Annotated in this window: 15 protein-coding genes and 2 tRNA genes; 11 read left to right on the plus strand and 6 right to left on the minus strand. The window is 72.4% G+C overall.

Going from position 1 to position 14,442, the window contains the following annotated elements; translation table 11 throughout:
* Window positions 1-100: 100 nt before the first annotated feature.
* A tRNA-Arg gene (locus NYO98_RS10660) sits at window positions 101-173 on the minus strand.
* A 262-nt stretch (window positions 174-435) separates the two neighbouring features.
* On the opposite strand from NYO98_RS10660, the gene NYO98_RS10665 reads away from it, so the two are divergent.
* On the plus strand, window positions 436-1,635 hold the full coding sequence (locus NYO98_RS10665; protein WP_268111648.1) for an LCP family protein: 1,200 nt from the start codon (window positions 436-438) through the stop codon (window positions 1,633-1,635).
* A 9-nt stretch (window positions 1,636-1,644) separates the two neighbouring features.
* Entirely contained in the window at window positions 1,645-1,857 is a 213-nt protein-coding gene (locus NYO98_RS10670) for a hypothetical protein (protein WP_268111650.1), read from the plus strand.
* 242 nt (window positions 1,858-2,099) lie between these two features.
* Here the strand turns inward: NYO98_RS10670 and NYO98_RS10675 are convergent, their stop codons facing one another.
* From NYO98_RS10675 to NYO98_RS10685, 3 genes are all read right to left on the minus strand, one after another.
* Window positions 2,100-2,450, minus strand: coding sequence for an MscL family protein (locus NYO98_RS10675; protein WP_268111651.1), 351 nt, complete (start codon window positions 2,448-2,450; stop codon window positions 2,100-2,102).
* A gap of 61 nt (window positions 2,451-2,511) precedes the next feature.
* Window positions 2,512-3,144 carry an SAF domain-containing protein gene (locus tag NYO98_RS10680; RefSeq protein ID WP_268111652.1) on the minus strand — a complete coding sequence of 211 codons (633 nt, stop codon included), beginning with the start codon at window positions 3,142-3,144 and terminating at the stop codon, window positions 2,512-2,514.
* Window positions 3,145-3,247: 103 nt separating this feature from the next.
* Window positions 3,248-3,544, minus strand: a complete 297-nt coding sequence (locus NYO98_RS10685) for an FmdB family zinc ribbon protein (protein ID WP_268111653.1) — start codon at window positions 3,542-3,544, stop codon at window positions 3,248-3,250.
* 104 nt (window positions 3,545-3,648) lie between these two features.
* Between NYO98_RS10685 and NYO98_RS10690 the strand changes: the two genes are divergently transcribed.
* Window positions 3,649-6,360 carry a penicillin acylase family protein gene (locus tag NYO98_RS10690; RefSeq protein ID WP_268111654.1) on the plus strand — a complete coding sequence of 904 codons (2,712 nt, stop codon included), beginning with the start codon at window positions 3,649-3,651 and terminating at the stop codon, window positions 6,358-6,360.
* A gap of 85 nt (window positions 6,361-6,445) precedes the next feature.
* Here NYO98_RS10690 and NYO98_RS10695 read toward each other — a convergent pair whose 3' ends face one another.
* A complete protein-coding gene (locus NYO98_RS10695) occupies window positions 6,446-7,054 on the minus strand; it encodes a 5-formyltetrahydrofolate cyclo-ligase (protein WP_268111655.1) in 609 nt (202 codons plus the stop codon).
* A 22-nt stretch (window positions 7,055-7,076) separates the two neighbouring features.
* Here NYO98_RS10695 and NYO98_RS10700 point away from each other — a divergent pair, with 22 nt between their 5' ends.
* The 7 genes from NYO98_RS10700 (at window position 7,077) to NYO98_RS10730 (ending at window position 12,448) form a co-directional block, all read left to right on the plus strand.
* Window positions 7,077-8,489 (plus strand): UTP--glucose-1-phosphate uridylyltransferase, encoded by a 1,413-nt coding sequence (locus tag NYO98_RS10700; RefSeq protein ID WP_268111656.1) that lies wholly within the window; start codon window positions 7,077-7,079, stop codon window positions 8,487-8,489.
* A complete protein-coding gene (glp, locus tag NYO98_RS10705; RefSeq protein ID WP_268111657.1) occupies window positions 8,482-9,711 on the plus strand; it encodes a molybdotransferase-like divisome protein Glp in 1,230 nt (409 codons plus the stop codon). The genes NYO98_RS10700 and glp overlap by 8 nt, the downstream gene beginning before the upstream one ends.
* Window positions 9,711-10,190, plus strand: a complete 480-nt coding sequence (gene moaC / locus NYO98_RS10710; RefSeq protein ID WP_268111658.1) for a cyclic pyranopterin monophosphate synthase MoaC — start codon at window positions 9,711-9,713, stop codon at window positions 10,188-10,190. The genes glp and moaC overlap by 1 nt, the downstream gene beginning before the upstream one ends.
* Window positions 10,187-10,663, plus strand: a complete 477-nt coding sequence (locus NYO98_RS10715) for a MogA/MoaB family molybdenum cofactor biosynthesis protein (RefSeq protein ID WP_268111660.1) — start codon at window positions 10,187-10,189, stop codon at window positions 10,661-10,663. The genes moaC and NYO98_RS10715 overlap by 4 nt, the downstream gene beginning before the upstream one ends.
* Before the next feature lie 40 nt (window positions 10,664-10,703).
* Window positions 10,704-11,267 (plus strand): GNAT family N-acetyltransferase, encoded by a 564-nt coding sequence (locus tag NYO98_RS10720; RefSeq protein WP_268111661.1) that lies wholly within the window; start codon window positions 10,704-10,706, stop codon window positions 11,265-11,267.
* A 60-nt stretch (window positions 11,268-11,327) separates the two neighbouring features.
* Complete coding sequence (sepX, locus tag NYO98_RS10725; protein ID WP_268111662.1) at window positions 11,328-12,281, plus strand: divisome protein SepX/GlpR; 954 nt, start codon at window positions 11,328-11,330, stop codon at window positions 12,279-12,281.
* A gap of 91 nt (window positions 12,282-12,372) precedes the next feature.
* Window positions 12,373-12,448, plus strand: a tRNA-Ala gene (locus tag NYO98_RS10730).
* A gap of 68 nt (window positions 12,449-12,516) precedes the next feature.
* Here the strand turns inward: NYO98_RS10730 and NYO98_RS10735 are convergent.
* Window positions 12,517-13,185, minus strand: coding sequence for a GAP family protein (locus NYO98_RS10735; RefSeq protein WP_268111663.1), 669 nt, complete (start codon window positions 13,183-13,185; stop codon window positions 12,517-12,519).
* Window positions 13,186-13,374: 189 nt separating this feature from the next.
* Between NYO98_RS10735 and NYO98_RS10740 the strand changes: the two genes are divergently transcribed.
* On the plus strand, window positions 13,375-14,442 hold the full coding sequence (locus NYO98_RS10740) for an AI-2E family transporter (RefSeq protein ID WP_268111664.1): 1,068 nt from the start codon (window positions 13,375-13,377) through the stop codon (window positions 14,440-14,442).

Raw genomic sequence — 14,442 nt, forward strand, 5'->3', positions numbered from 1 at the left:
GTGGGGGGTTTCCGCGGGGTTTCCGCGGGATCGGCACCGTTAGACGGGGAACGACAACGGCCCCTGACCCGCATCACAGCAGGTCAGGGGCCGAGCCATGTGCCCCAGATAGGAGTCGAACCTATGACCTTTCGCTTAGGAGGCGGCTGCTCTATCCACTGAGCTACTGGGGCGGTGCCGCGGCACGCGAGGTGGCGCAGCGGGAAGTATCCTGCCACGACGTCGTACGCCGTCGGGCATCAGCAGGGCGCCTGCCTCGGCGTGGCTGGTGCTCGACGGGAGCGGAAATCTTGCCGGAGTGAAGTAAGTTCAGTCCGGTCAGCCCCTCCCCACCCCAACGAAGGTGAGCCCGTGTCGGACGAGCCGCGCCCTGAGCCGTCCGACGGCACCCCCAAACGCCGTGGGAAGGCCGCCCGCAAGCACACCGTGGGCCGCGTGGTCCTGATCAGTGCGCTCGTGCTGGCGCTCATCACCGGGCTCGGCACCGTCTACTTCATCCGCCACCTCAACGGCAACATCGAGGGCCTGTCGCTCGACGCCCTCGGCGACGAGGAGCGTCCGGAGAAGGTCTACACCGGCAACGGCGAGCCGCTCAACATCCTCGTGATGGGCTCCGACTCGCGCGACTGCGAGGGCTGCGGCATCGACCAGGAGGGTGGCGGCGGCTCCGACACCACCATCCTCGTGCACCTCTCCGCCGACCGCAGCCGGGCGTACGCCGTCTCGATCCCGCGCGACTCGATCATCGACCGTCCCGAGTGCAACGACGGCGAGTCACCCGCCGCGACCGACGTGATGTGGAACGCCGCCTACAGCGAGGGCGGCCCGGTCTGCACCCTGGACCAGCTCGAGACCACCACCGGCATCTACGTCGACCACTTCATCGTCGTCGACTTCGCCAGCTTCGGCGACATGGTCGACGCCGTCGGCGGCGTCCCGGTCTGCGTGCCCGAGGACATCGTCGACCGCGAGCACCAGATCTTCGTCCCGAAGGGCAACCCGTCCGTCCTCTCCGGCGACGAGGCGCTCGACTACGTCCGCGCCCGCTACGTCGGCGAGCAGCTCCAGCAGAACGACCTCTCCCGCATCCGGCGCCAGCAGGAGTTCATCGGCGCCCTCGTCCGCGAGGTGCAGTCGGCCGGCACCCTCACGCGGCTCGACAAGGTCGTGAAGTTCCTCGACGCCGCCACCAAGTCGCTGACCACCGACGAGGAGTTCGCCTCCGTCACCCGCCTCGGCAAGGTGGCGATGCAGCTGCAGAACATCGGTCTCGACAAGGTCCGGTTCGTGACCCTGCCGACCGAGTACTACCCGCGCGACTCGCCGTTCTGGGGCAAGGTCTACTGGACGCCCGAGGCCGAGCAGATCTGGAAGCTCATCAACGAGGACAAGGTGATCCCGCCGCGGCTCCTCGGTGGCAACTCGGTCAGCGCCGAGGGACCGCCCGGATCGTCGGAGACCCCCTCGCCGAGCGCCGGCGAGAGCCCCTCCGAGACGCCGTCGGAGACGCCGTCCGAGACCCCGTCCGAGACGCCCTCGGAGACCCCGTCCGAGACGGCCTCGCCGAGCGACACCGCCACGCCCGAGGCGCCCGCCACGACGGAGCCCGACCCCGTCCCGGGCGTCTGCGCCTGACCCACGCCCGTGGATCCCGACACCCCTCCTGAGCCCGGCGAGGTCGGCGAGGCCGAGCGCAAGGCCGAGCGCGAGGCCGAGTGGCAACGCCGGCGCCGGCTGGCCGAGGTGTTCGGCGACACCACGCCCGACCAGACGAGCGACGACCGCGACCCGCGCGAGGACCGTTCGGGCAAGGGCGACGACTGGTACCGCGACCAGGTGCCGCCGCACCACGGCTGAAGACCCGGTGCCGGGTGCGCCGCCGTCTCGAGCGGTGGCCCACCCACATTCGTACGCCGTCAAACGTGGCTCACGCACCGCCGGGCGGCGTGTCACGGCGGTTGCGCCGACGGGCGGTGGCCCACCCACATTCGTACGCCGTCGAAGGTGGCTCACGCACCGCTCCGCAGGCGCCCCCGGAGACGACGAACGGCCCGCCCCCGGTCGGGGACGGGCCGGACGAAGCCGTCGGCGGGCGCGGGTCAGGCGGCGCCGCCGCGGGCGCGGAGCAGGTCGCGGATCTCCTCGAGGAGCGCGACGTCGGGCGCCGCGCCGGCCTCCTCGGTGGGGAAGAACCGCTCGCGCGCCTTCGTGTAGGGCAGCACGATGAAGAAGTAGACGACCGCGCCCATGATGAGGAACGAGATCAGGGCGTTGAGGAACGCGCCGAAGCTCTGCTCCTCGGTGGAGAACAGGTCGGAGCTGTCGGGCAGCAGTCCGGTGAGCCAGGCGGTGAAGGTGGTGACGACCGCAGCGAAGGCCAGGGCCATGATCAGGCCGGTGGCGATCTCGATGAGGTTGCCCTTGAGGACGAATGCCTTGAAGCCGCTCATTGCTGGATCTCTCTCTGCTGGGGCCCCGAGAGGAGCCACGGACGAGTGAACGGTCTTCACGCTAGCGGCTCCACGACACGGTGAGGTACTTCGTGAGCGACGCGCCGGCGATCGTCGTCGCCTCGGCCGCCGTCGCCCCGACCACGACCAGCGCACCGCCGGATCCGCCGGCCGGTCCCTCGGGCACCCCCGTCGGGGTCGCGAGGACCGTGACGTCACGGGCCACGAGGGAGGCCTCGCCGGTGCCCGGGTCGGTGGCGAGGAGGTCGACCGTGTCGCCCGCGCGCAGCAGCGTGGCCATGCCGGCGTCGGGCAGTCGGACCGGCACGATCGTCTCCCCGGGCTGCGCGAGCGCCAGGCCCGGCCCGACGAGGCGTACGTCGGTCACGACCTCGCCGCGGCCGATCGGCGCCGCCAGCACCCGCCCGGTCGGGGCCGTCGCGGCCTCGGCCGGCACGAGGTCGGCCGGCCAGTCACGGGCGACGACGTCGTCGCCGGCGAGGAGCGCACCCGAAGGCAGGTCGCGCGCGGCGACCAGCACCTCGACGGTCTCGGCCGGCGGCGGGGCGAGGGTGCGCAGCGCGGCGAGGGCGGCGACGGCGGTGAGCGCGAAGGCGATCAGCCGACGACGGCGCCGCAGCTGGTGGCGTACGGCGCGCAGCCGACGCCTGGCCGGTGGGAGTCCCGGGAACATGCACCGACGCTAGGCCCGGGCGGCCGGCTCCCGCTCAGCCTGTCCACAGGGGGTCTCGTGACGGTCGCTGCGCGACCTCCTCGACCGGCGACGGGGCGGTCGGTCAGTCCGACGAGCTGGACGACGAGCTGGACGACGAGCTCGACGAGCTGGTCGACGGGGTCGGGGTCGACGAGGCGCTGGAGTCGGCGGACGAGGACGCCGGCGCCGAGGAACTGGCGCTCGAGCGGCTGTCGGTGCGGTAGAAGCCCGAGCCCTTGAAGACCACGCCGACGGCGTTGAACAGCTTGCGCAGCCGGCCGTCGCACTCGGGGCAGACGGTCAGGGCGTCCTCGCTGAAGCTCTGGAACTGCTCGAAGGAGTGGCCGCACTCGGTGCAGGCGTACTGGTAGGTCGGCATGTGGGTCCTCTGACAGCGACGGTGGTGCGGGATCGGCCGGGCCGGCGCGACGCGCTGGCACTCGGGCCCTTCGACTGCCAATGGTACGGCACAATGGTCGAGCGATGACCGAGCCTGCCGACACCTCCGACGCCACCGACGCGCCCGCCACCTCTCCCGCCACCTCTCCCACCACCCCGCCCCCCACCTCGCCCGCCGCGACCGGGCAGGCCGACCCGGCCGAGGGCTCCGGGCGCGGCTCGCGCTGGCAGGCCTTCAGGCGGGCGCCGCGCGCGGTGCGGTGGACGGCCTGGATCGCGCTGGGCCTCGTGGTGCTGCTGCTGGTGCTCGCCGTGGCCGTCGTGGTCGTCGTACGCCGCCCGCTGCCGCAGACCGACGGCGAGATCGAGGTGCCCGGCCTGTCCGCGAGCGTCGAGGTGGTGCGCGACGGCCACGGCATCCCGCGGGTCTACGCCGACACCGACGCCGACCTGATGTTCGCCCAGGGCTTCGTGCACGCGCAGGAGCGCTTCTTCGAGATGGACGTCCGTCGCCACGTCACCGCGGGCCGGCTCTCGGAGATCTTCGGCCCCGACACCCTGGAGACCGACCGCTTCATCCGCACCATGGGCTGGCGACGCGTCGCCGAGCGCGAGTGGGCCCTCCTCGAGCCCGCGACCCGCGACGCGCTGACGGCGTACGCCGCCGGGGTCAACGCCTACCTCGCCGACCGCAGCCCCTTGCAGCTCGCGGCGGAGTACAGCGTGCTGGGGCTCACCGGCCTCGACTACACGCCGGCGGAGTGGGAGCCGGTCGACTCGCTGGCGTGGCTCAAGGCGATGGCGTGGGACCTGCGCGGCAACATGGACGCCGAGGTCGACCGGGTGCTGCTCTCGCTCGACCACACCGACGACGAGATCGCCGACCTGTGGCCCGACTACCCCTTCGACCAGCATCCGCCGATCGTCGGCGGCGGTGGTGTCGTCGACGGCGTCTTCGAGCAGAACGCGACCGGCAACGCGACCCGCAACCCGCGCCGCCCGGCGTACGCCCCGGGTGTCGTCGCCGCCCTCGAGCGGGTGCGCGACCGGCTCGACGCGATGCCCGAGCTCATCGGCAAGGGGCGCGGGATCGGCAGCAACTCGTGGGTCGTCGACGGCGACCACAGCGCGACCGGCAAGCCGATCCTCGCCAACGACCCGCACCTCGGCACCAGCCAGCCCGGCATCTGGATGCAGATGGGCCTGCACTGCCGCGAGCAGGCGAGCGACTGCACGCTCGACACGGCGGGCTTCACGTTCTCCGGGGTGCCCGGCGTCATCATCGGCCACAACGCCGACATCGCGTGGGGCATGACCAACCTCGGCCCCGACGTCACCGACCTCTTCCTCGAGCAGACCGAGGGTGACGACCGCTACGTCCGCGACGGCGCGACCGAGGCGATGGAGGTGCGCACCGAGACGATCAAGGTGCGCGGCGAGGACGACGTCGAGCTGCGGGTGCGCGAGACGGTCCACGGTCCGCTGATCAGCGACGTCTCGTCGGAGTTCGCGACCGTCGGCGCCAACGCGCCGACCGACGAGCCGGGCGAGCGGGGGAGCGGGTACGCCGTCGCGCTGGCGTGGACGGCCCTCGAGCCGGCGCCGACGGCCGACGCGATCCTCGCCCTCAACCGCGCCTCGGACTGGGACTCGTTCCGTGCGGCCGCCGCCGACTTCTCCGTGCCGGCGCAGAACCTCGTCTACGCCGACCGCGAGGGCCACATCGGCTACCAGTCGCCCGGCCGGATCCCGATCCGACGGGCCGGCAACGACGGCACGATGCCGGTGGAGGGCTGGGTCAGCGCCAACGACTGGACCGGCGACTACATCCCCTTCGACGGGTTGCCGAGCGTGCTCGACCCGGAGGAGGGCTTCATCGCCACGGCCAACCAAGCCGTCATCGACGAGCGGTACCCCTACCTCCTGACGAAGGACTGGGACTACGGCTACCGCTCGACGCGCATCCGCGAGGTGCTCGAGGCCGAGGGCGAGCTGTCCGTCTCCGAGATGGCCGGGCTCCAGCTCGACTCGACGAACCCGATGGCCGAGACCCTCGTGCCCTACCTCCTCGACGTCGAGGCGCTGCCGTCCCCCTACTACCGCAACGCCCAGAACCTGCTGCGCGACTGGGACTTCTCCTCCCCGGCCGACAGCCCGGCCGCGGCCTACTTCAACGTCGTGTGGCGCACGATCCTCGACAAGACCTTCCACGACGACCTGCGGCAGCGCACCTGGCCCGACGGTGGCGACCGGTGGTTCCGCGTGGTCAGCCAGATGCTGTCGGAGCCCGCCGGCCCGTGGTGGGACGACGTCCGCACCGACGACACGGTGGAGACCCGCGACGACATCCTCCGGGCCTCACTCATCGACGCCCGCGACGAGATGACCCGGCGCCAGTCACGCGACCCCCGCCTGTGGGAGTGGGGGCGCCTGCACCGGATGAACCTCCACAGCCCCACCCTCGGCGAGTCGGGCGTCGCGCCGGTCGAGCGCCTCTTCAACCGCGACGGCTGGCAGGTGGGCGGCGGCTCGTCCATCGTCGACGCCACGTCGTGGAACGCCGTCGACGGCTTCGAGGTCACCGCCGCGCCCTCCATGCGGATGGTCGTCTCGCTCGCCGACTGGGACGACTCGCGGTGGATCAACCTCACCGGCGTCTCCGGCCACCCGGCCTCGTCGCACTACTCCGACCAGACCGAGCTCTGGGTCGACGGCGAGACCCTGCCCTGGGCCTACACCCGCGGGGCCGTCGAGGCCGCCGCGGAGGACCGACTGGTCCTCACGCCGGCGGGGTGAGTCCCACCTGCGCGTCCCGGCGGTCACCGGATATCCGGTGAGATCCCTGGTTATAGGTAGAGATCTCTACCTGTAACCAGGTCGGTCACCGGATATCCGGTGACTCCAGGGAGCCAAGCGGTCTCACCCCGGTCGACGTCAGGGCGAAGCCGACCCGTACGTCGTGGGGCTCGGCGGGCACGTCGAGCCCGACCTCGTCGTCGTACAGCACCACGGCGACGGGGGTGCCGGGCAGGACGCGGGGGAGGGCGCGGTCGTAGCACCCGCCACCCTGGCCGAGCCGCGCGCCGACCGGTGACACCGCCGTGCCGGGCACGAGCACGACGTCGGCCTGCGCGATCGCCGTGCGCCCGAGCCGCGGACCGGTGGGCTCCAGCAGCCCGCGCGCGGCGGGCGCCAGGCCCGGTCGGCCGGTGTAGGTGGCCCAGTCGAGGTCGAGGCCGGGCAGCACGACCGGCAGCAGCACGCGCTTGCCGGCCGCGGCCAGCGCGTCGAGGAGCAGGCCGGTGCCGGGCTCGCTCCCCACGGACACGTAGGCCGCGACCGTGGCAGCCGAACGGACCGGCTCCCAGCCGAGCGCCACGTCGGCGACGGACGCCGCGAACCCCGCGGCAGCCTCGAGCGGACGCCGCTTGCGGGCGGCCAGCACCTGGTCGCGCAGGGCGGTCTTGGCCGCCGAGTGTCCCGGTCCCACACCGGCAGCCTACGATCGAACCATGGCAAGCAAGGGCAATCCGCAGGGCCTCGAGCTCGCGCGCCAGAAGATGCGCGAGGCCGGGGTCGACGACGTCGCCGTCGACACGTTCGCGCACTACTACCGTCTCCTCGAGCACGGCGAGACCGGCATGATCCCCGAGGCCACCATCGAGCCGCTCGACATGGAGTCGCTGGCCGACGTCGAGGTCGACGAGGAGACCGCAGCGGAGGCCATCCGCAAGACGGCGGTCATCAAGCTCAACGGCGGTCTCGGCACGTCGATGGGCATGGAGCGTGCGAAGTCGTTGCTGTGCGTGCGCCGCGGCCTGAGCTTCCTCGACATCATCGCCCGGCAGGTGCTGCACCTCCGCCGGCAGTACGACGCCACGCTGCCGCTGCTGTTCATGAACTCCTTCCGCACCTCGGCCGACACGATGGCCGCCCTCGCGCGCTACGAGGACCTGCCGGTCGAGGGCCTGCCGCTGGAGTTCCTGCAGAACAAGGAGCCCAAGCTCCTCGCCGCCGACCTGATGCCCGCGTCCTACCCGAAGCAGCCCGACCTCGAGTGGTGCCCGCCCGGCCACGGCGACATCTACACCGCGCTGCGCGGCACCGGCCTGCTGGCGCGGCTCCTCGACGCGGGCTACCGCTACGTCTTCGTCTCCAACTCCGACAACCTCGGCGCGGTCCCCGACGCGCGGGTGGCCGGCTGGTTCGCCCAGAGCGGCGCGCCGTTCGCGATCGAGGCCGTGCGTCGTACGCCGTCGGACCGCAAGGGCGGGCACTTCGCCCGCCGCAAGGCCGACGGCCGCATCGTGCTCCGCGAGTCCGCGCAGACGCTCGACGCCGACAAGGAGGCGCTCGCCGACCTCAGCCGTCACCAGTTCTGCTCGACCAACAACCTGTGGTTCGACCTGCAGGCGATGGTCGAGGCGCTCGACGCCCGTGGCGGCATCCTCGGCCTGCCGCTGATCAAGAACGTCAAGCACCTCGACCCGGCCGACAGCTCCACCCCGGAGGTCATCCAGATCGAGACCGCGATGGGCGCGGCGATCGAGGTGTTCGAGGGTGCGCTCACGATCGAGGTGGGTCGCGACCGCTTCGTCCCGGTCAAGACGACCGACGACCTGCTCGTGCTGCGCTCCGACGTCTACGACCTCGGCCGCGACTTCGTGCTCGACCAGGCCGGCGACGAGGTGCCGTTCGTGTCGCTCGACGGCACCTTCTACAAGCTGGTCGGCGACTTCGACAAGCGCTTCCCCGAGGGCGCCCCGTCGCTGCGGGAGGCCGAGTCGTTCACCGTCGAGGGCGACTGGACCTTCGGCAAGGGCGTGCGCGTCGTCGGTGACGTCGCGCTGGAGGCCTCGGCCGCCCAGCGCGTCGAGGGCGGCACGGTGCTGAGCCAGGACCCGGCCCAGGACAGCGATGGCTGACCTGCTGCCCGTTGCCGACTACGTCGAGCGCATCCTCGCCACGATCTCCCCGCTGCCGGCCTTCCCGCAGCCCCTGATGGAGGCGCTCGGGCTGGCGCTGGCCGAGGACGTGGTCGCGCCGATCTCGCTGCCGAGCTTCGACAACTCCGCGATGGACGGCTACGCCGTGGTCGCCGAGGACGTCGCCGCCGCGACCGAGGACGCCCCGGTCACCCTCCCCGTGGTCGGCGAGATCGGTGCCGGCCAGTCGTCGATCCTGGCCCTGTCGCCCGGCACGGCGGTCAAGATCATGACCGGCGCCCCGGTGCCGGCCGGTGCCACCACGGTGGTGCCCTACGAGTGGACCGACCGCGGCGTCGCCCAGGTCCGCATCGACCGCCCGGCGGCGCCCGGGCAGCACATCCGGCCGACCGGCGACGACATCACCGAGGGCGACATGCTGCTGGAGGAGGGCACGGTCCTCGGGCCGCGCCACCTCGGCATGCTCGCCGCCGTCGGTCGCGCGACCGTCCGCACGCGGCCCCGCCCGCGGGTCGTGGTCATCTCCACCGGCTCCGAGCTGCGCGACCCCGGCACGCCGCTGGGCCGCGACTCGATCTACGACGGCAACTCCTACCTCCTGGCCGCCGCCGCCCGCGCGGCCGGCGCGATCGCCTACCGCGTCGGCATCGTGCCCGACGAGGCGCACGCGTTCACCGAGGCGCTGAGCGACCAGCTCGTCCGCGCCGACCTGGTCGTCACCAGCGGCGGCGTGAGCGAGGGCGACTTCGACGTCGTCAAGGAGTCGCTGTCCTACCACGGCACGATGTGGTTCGGCGGCGTCGGGATGCAGCCCGGCAAGCCGCAGGGCTTCGGCACCGTCGGCGAGGACGACACCCCGGTCTTCACCCTGCCCGGCAACCCGGTCTCGTCCTACGTCTCGTTCGAGATGTTCGTGCTGCCGGCGATCCGCCGGATGATGGGCAAGCTGCCCTACGTCCGGCCCGCCGGGCGCGCCCGCCTCACCCACGGGCTGTCGTCTCCGGAGGGCAAGGTGCAGCTCGTGCGCGGCCACTACGAGACCGACCGTGGCGGCAGCTTCGTCTCGCCCGTCGGCGGCCACGGCTCGCACCTCATCGGTGACCTCGCCACGGCCAACTGCCTCATCGAGGTGCCCGCCGACACGACCGCGATCCCCGCCGGCGAGATGGTCGCCATCCGCAGGCTCGACGAGGAGTTCTGATGGAGGACCAGCCGGGACGGCTCACCCACGTGGACGAGCACGGCGCCGCCCGCATGGTCGACGTCGGCGACAAGCCCGTCACCACCCGTACGGCGTCCGCGACCGGTCGCGTGCTCGTCAGCGCCGCCGTGGTCGAGCTGCTGCGCGGCGAGGGCGTGCCCAAGGGCGACGCGCTGGCGGTGGCCCGCATCGCGGGGATCATGGGCGCCAAGCAGACGCCCGCGCTGGTCCCGCTGTGCCATCCGCTCGCGATCTCCGGCGTGAGCGTCGACCTCGAGGTCACCGACGAGTCGGTCGACATCAGCGCGACCGTCCGCACCACCGACCGCACCGGCGTCGAGATGGAGGCGCTGACCGCCGTGTCGGTCGCCGCGCTCACGGTGGTCGACATGGTCAAGGCGGTCGACAAGGCCGCGACGATCACCGACATCCGCGTCGAGAGCAAGAGCGGTGGCCGCTCGGGGGACTGGACGCGATGAGCCTCCTGGCGGCGGTGGTCGTCGCGTCCAACCGCGCCGCGGCGGGGACGTACGCCGACGAGACCGGCCCGCTGATCGCGGCGTGGCTGCGCGAGCAGGGCTTCGCGTGCGACGACCCGGTCGTGGTGCCCGACGGCGACCCGGTGCGCGACGCGATCGCGGCGGCCGTCGCCGCGGGCGCCCGGCTCGTGCTCACCACCGGCGGCACCGGGCTCACGCCCACCGACCGCACCCCGGAGGCCACCGCCCCGTTGCTCGACCGCGAGGTGCCGGGCGTCGCCGAGGCGATCCGCGCGGCCGGGGTGGCCAAGGGAGTCCCGACCGCGATGCTCTCGCGCGGTCTCGCCGGGATCGCCGGCGACTGCCTGGTCGTCAACCTCCCCGGCTCCCGCGGGGGAGTGAAGGACGGCCTGGGCGTCCTCGAGCCCGTCGTGCGCCACGCCGTGGAGCAGGTCGTCGGGAGCGACCATTAGCCCGGCGCCCGGCTGGCCCGCCCGGCTCGAGTCCGAGGGCGTGGTGGTCCGCGCGCTGCGCAGGTCCGACGCCGACGAGTGGCAGGCCGTGCGCGCGCGCAACCACGAGTGGCTGCGGCCGTGGGACGCCACGGTGCCACCCGGCGCCGCGCCCCGCCCGTCGTCGTACCGGGTCGTCACGCGGTCCCTGCTCCACCAGGCCAAGCTGGGCCAGTGCCTTCCGTTCGTCATCGAGGTCGGCGGCCGCTTCGCCGGCCAGGTCACGGTGAGCAACGTGGCGCGCGGCTCGGCGCAGTGGGGCTCCATCGGCTACTGGGTCGCCGCCGAGGTCGCCGGGCGCGGGGTCGCGCCCCGGGCGGTCGCGCTGGTGATCGACCACTGCCTGGGACCGGTCGGCCTGCACCGCGTGGAGATCTGCGTGCGGCCCGAGAACACCAACTCCCTGCGGGTGGTGGAGAAGCTCGGCCTCGAGCAGGTGGGCTACGCGCCGCGGTTCCTGCACATCGACGGCGCCTGGCGTGACCACCGGATCTTCGCCGTGACCGCCGAGGAGGTCCCCGAAGGGGTGGTGGCACGGCTCGAGACACACCAGTCACACCAGTAGTTCTGCGACACACCACTTGACATCCGCCCCGCCCGCGCCCACCGCTCCTACGCTTCGAGCGTGGACCTGAGCGCTCTCATCTTCGTCGCCCTTGCCGTGGCGTGGGCCGTCTACCTGATCCCCAAGGCCCTCAAGCACCACGACGAGGTCGTCCGCAGCCGTTCCGTCGAGAAGTTCTCCCACACGATGCGCGTCCTGGCCCGGCGCGAGCCCGTCGACCGCCGCAACGCCCGCCTGGTCATCTCGCCGATCCGCGCCGCGCTGCGCCCGCCGGTGGAGACCAAGGCCCACGCCGAGCCCGAGGTCGTCACGACCTCGACCAGCAGCGCCGTCGTCACCACCGAGGTGACCCGCGAGGTCACCGCCACCGTCTCCACGGGCCGTACGCCGTCCCGCCCGCTGTCGCCTGCCGCGGAGCGGGCGTCCGCCCGCCGGGCCGCGAAGCGCCGCCGCAACGTCCTCGCTCTTGTCCTGCTCGCCAACGCCGTCGTGGTCGGCCTCGCCGTCGCGAAGGTCGTCGCCTGGCCGTGGGTCGCCGCACCGGTCGCGGTCCTCGTCGTCTGGCTGGTGGCCTGCCGGGTGTCGGTCCGCGCCGAGCGCCGCCAGCGCGCCTCCCGCTCCGCCATCGAGATCGGCGTCCCGCCGGTCGTCGAGGAGGAGCTCGACGAGTCCGACCTGACCGGCGAGATCACGGTGACCCCGCCGCAGCCCCGCGTCCCCGACACGCCGGCCGAGCCCGCGCAGGCGGCGACCTCGCCGGCCGCCGACGCCCCGGCCGTGGTCACCGGCGAGGTGCCGGTGGTCGGCGGCTGGGACATGGTGCCCACCACCCTGCCGACCTACGTCAGCAAGCCGGCCGCCCAGCGGCGTACGGTCTCCACGATCGACCTCGACTCCACCGGGGTCTGGTCGAGCGGCCACCACGACGGCGACTCCGCCCTCGCCCGCTCGGCCGAGCAGTCCGCCAAGGCGGCGCGGGAGGCCGGCGAGACCCGCCGCGCCAGCGGCGCCTGAGCCCGACTCGGGTCGAGGTCCGCCGGACGCCAGGGCGATTGGGTGGGCGGCGAACCGCTCGTGTATCTTGGCGTCGCGCCTCCGGGCGCATGGGGCTGTGGCGCAGTTGGTAGCGCGTCTCGTTCGCAATGAGAAGGTCAGGGGTTCGAATCCCCTCAGCTCCACCAGATGACGAAGAGCCCGCAGGTCGCCTGACCTGCGGGCTCTTTCCGCGTCCTGACCCGGCCGCCGGCCGTCACGACCCGGTCAGGTCCCTGACGGCGTCGACGACCAGGAAGACGCCGATCGCCACGGCCGCCACCGCGAACACCGTCGGGCCGGAGGCGATCGCGCGGTCCCGGAGCCGCGCCAGGTACGCCTCGGCCTCGCCGGGCCGCCTGGCGTAGAAGAGGTACATCAGTCCGACGCTGGCTGTGGAGGCAACCGTGAAGCACGCGAACGCGATCAGGGTGAGGAAGCCCTGCACGTGGTGGTGCGCCAGGTAGATCGCCGCTGCCGTCGTGATCGCCCACGGTTGCTTGATGACGCCGAGCACGGATGCGCCGCGCGGGCTGAGGTTGTCCAGGCGGCCGAGCACCTTCTTCGACCCCCACCCGTCCGAGTCTGCGGGCAGGACTCCCCGACGCCGCCACTGGCGGACGCCCGCACCCACCAGGGCGAGGCCTGCCAGCAGCTCGAGCACCACGAGCCCCGTCCGCCCCGTGCCCTGCTGGGCGGTGCGTGAGGAGCCGACGGCGTAGCTGAGGGAGAAGACGACGACCAGCGAGATCGCCCAGCCCACGAGGAACGCGGTCGCGTTGGTCCGTGGCCTGGCCGTGGCGAGCACCAGGATGAACACCACGATGGTGGCCGGCGACAGGCTCGCCATGAGTCCCATCATCAAGATCGCGAAGATCAACCCCATGGTGGCTCCGGGCCTTGTCTGATCGGGCCGCAGCCGCCCCTCGGTAGGCGTGGGGCGGCCGATTCTTGCGCTCACCGTGGCACTCCGTCGGCCGCTCCGCCTCACCATTTCCGGATGATGCAGGCGGGTCGACGCGCTACCTATGGTGAGCCCATGCGACCGCCGCCGACTGCCGCTCGAGGCCGATCCGTGACGGACGACGGTGCCCGGAGCCCGACGCTGCCGCGCTCGGTCGTGGTGCTGCTCGGCGTCGTCGGCGTCGTCGCCCTGGGTATCGGGATCAAGGCGGCGGCGGGGATCATCGCGCCGGCGGTGCTCGCCCTCGTGCTCACGATCGCGGTGCTGCCGATCCACCGATGGACGAAGAAGCACGGCTGGCCGGGCTGGTGCGCCACGCTGGCGGCCCTGGCCGGCGCGTACCTCATCCTGCTGGTGATGGTGGTCGGCACCGCCGTGTGCCTGATCAAGTTCGCCGACCTGCTGCCGTCGTACGCCAAGCAGGCGAAGGACCTCACCACGAACGTGGAGGACGGGCTCGCGAACCTGGGCCTCGACACCAGCTCCACGAGCGCAGCACTCTCGAAGCTGGACCCGACGAAGCTGGCGGGCTACGTCGCCGGGCTCGTCGAGGCGACCTTCGGGTTCCTCGGCTTCCTGTTCTTCCTGGTGACGCTGATGTTCTTCTTCGTGGTCGCCATCGCCGGCTTCGGTCCGCGCGTCACCGCCCTGCGGCGCTCGAAGCCGGGGCTCGCCGCCGCCCTCGGCACCTTCGTGAGCGGTTCGCAGACCTACCTGTTGATGTCCGCGCTGTTCGGCGCGATCGTCGGTGTGCTCGACGCCGGCGCCCTGTGGTTGCTTGGTGTCCCCCTGCCGCTGGTGTGGGGCTTCTTCTCGTTCCTCACGAACTTCATCCCCAACATCGGCTTCGTCATCGGCGTCATCCCGCCGGCCTTCCTGGCGCTGCTCGACGACGGTTGGGAAGGCCTGCTGTGGGTGGTCCTGGTCTACAGCGTCCTCAACGTCACCATCCAGACCTTCATCCAGCCCCGCGTCGTCGGCAACTCGGTGGGGCTCAGTGCCGAGATCACCTTCCTGTCGCTGGTCGTGTGGACGTTCCTCCTCGGAGCCCTCGGCGCGCTGCTCGCGGTGCCCATGACGCTCCTCATGCGAGCGATCTTCCTCGACTCCGACCCGCGGGCCGCCTGGGTGGCCCCGCTGATCGACGCCACGGTGGAGGACGAACCAGAGCCTTCGTGA

The organism is Nocardioides pini (genome assembly GCF_026712185.1).
Lineage (GTDB): Bacteria > Actinomycetota > Actinomycetes > Propionibacteriales > Nocardioidaceae > Nocardioides > Nocardioides pini.

Coding starts and splice junctions, on each gene's coding strand:
- glp (WP_268111657.1), top strand. CDS start 8,482: ATGGCTGACCTGCTGCCCGTTGCCGACTACGTCGAGCGCATCCTCGCC.
- NYO98_RS10700 (WP_268111656.1), top strand. CDS start 7,077: ATGGCAAGCAAGGGCAATCCGCAGGGCCTCGAGCTCGCGCGCCAGAAG.
- NYO98_RS10690 (WP_268111654.1), top strand. CDS start 3,649: ATGACCGAGCCTGCCGACACCTCCGACGCCACCGACGCGCCCGCCACC.
- NYO98_RS10680 (WP_268111652.1), bottom strand. CDS start 3,144: ATGTTCCCGGGACTCCCACCGGCCAGGCGTCGGCTGCGCGCCGTACGC.
- moaC (WP_268111658.1), top strand. CDS start 9,711: ATGGAGGACCAGCCGGGACGGCTCACCCACGTGGACGAGCACGGCGCC.
- NYO98_RS10715 (WP_268111660.1), top strand. CDS start 10,187: ATGAGCCTCCTGGCGGCGGTGGTCGTCGCGTCCAACCGCGCCGCGGCG.
- NYO98_RS10735 (WP_268111663.1), bottom strand. CDS start 13,185: ATGGGGTTGATCTTCGCGATCTTGATGATGGGACTCATGGCGAGCCTG.
- NYO98_RS10675 (WP_268111651.1), bottom strand. CDS start 2,450: ATGAGCGGCTTCAAGGCATTCGTCCTCAAGGGCAACCTCATCGAGATC.
- NYO98_RS10685 (WP_268111653.1), bottom strand. CDS start 3,544: ATGCCGACCTACCAGTACGCCTGCACCGAGTGCGGCCACTCCTTCGAG.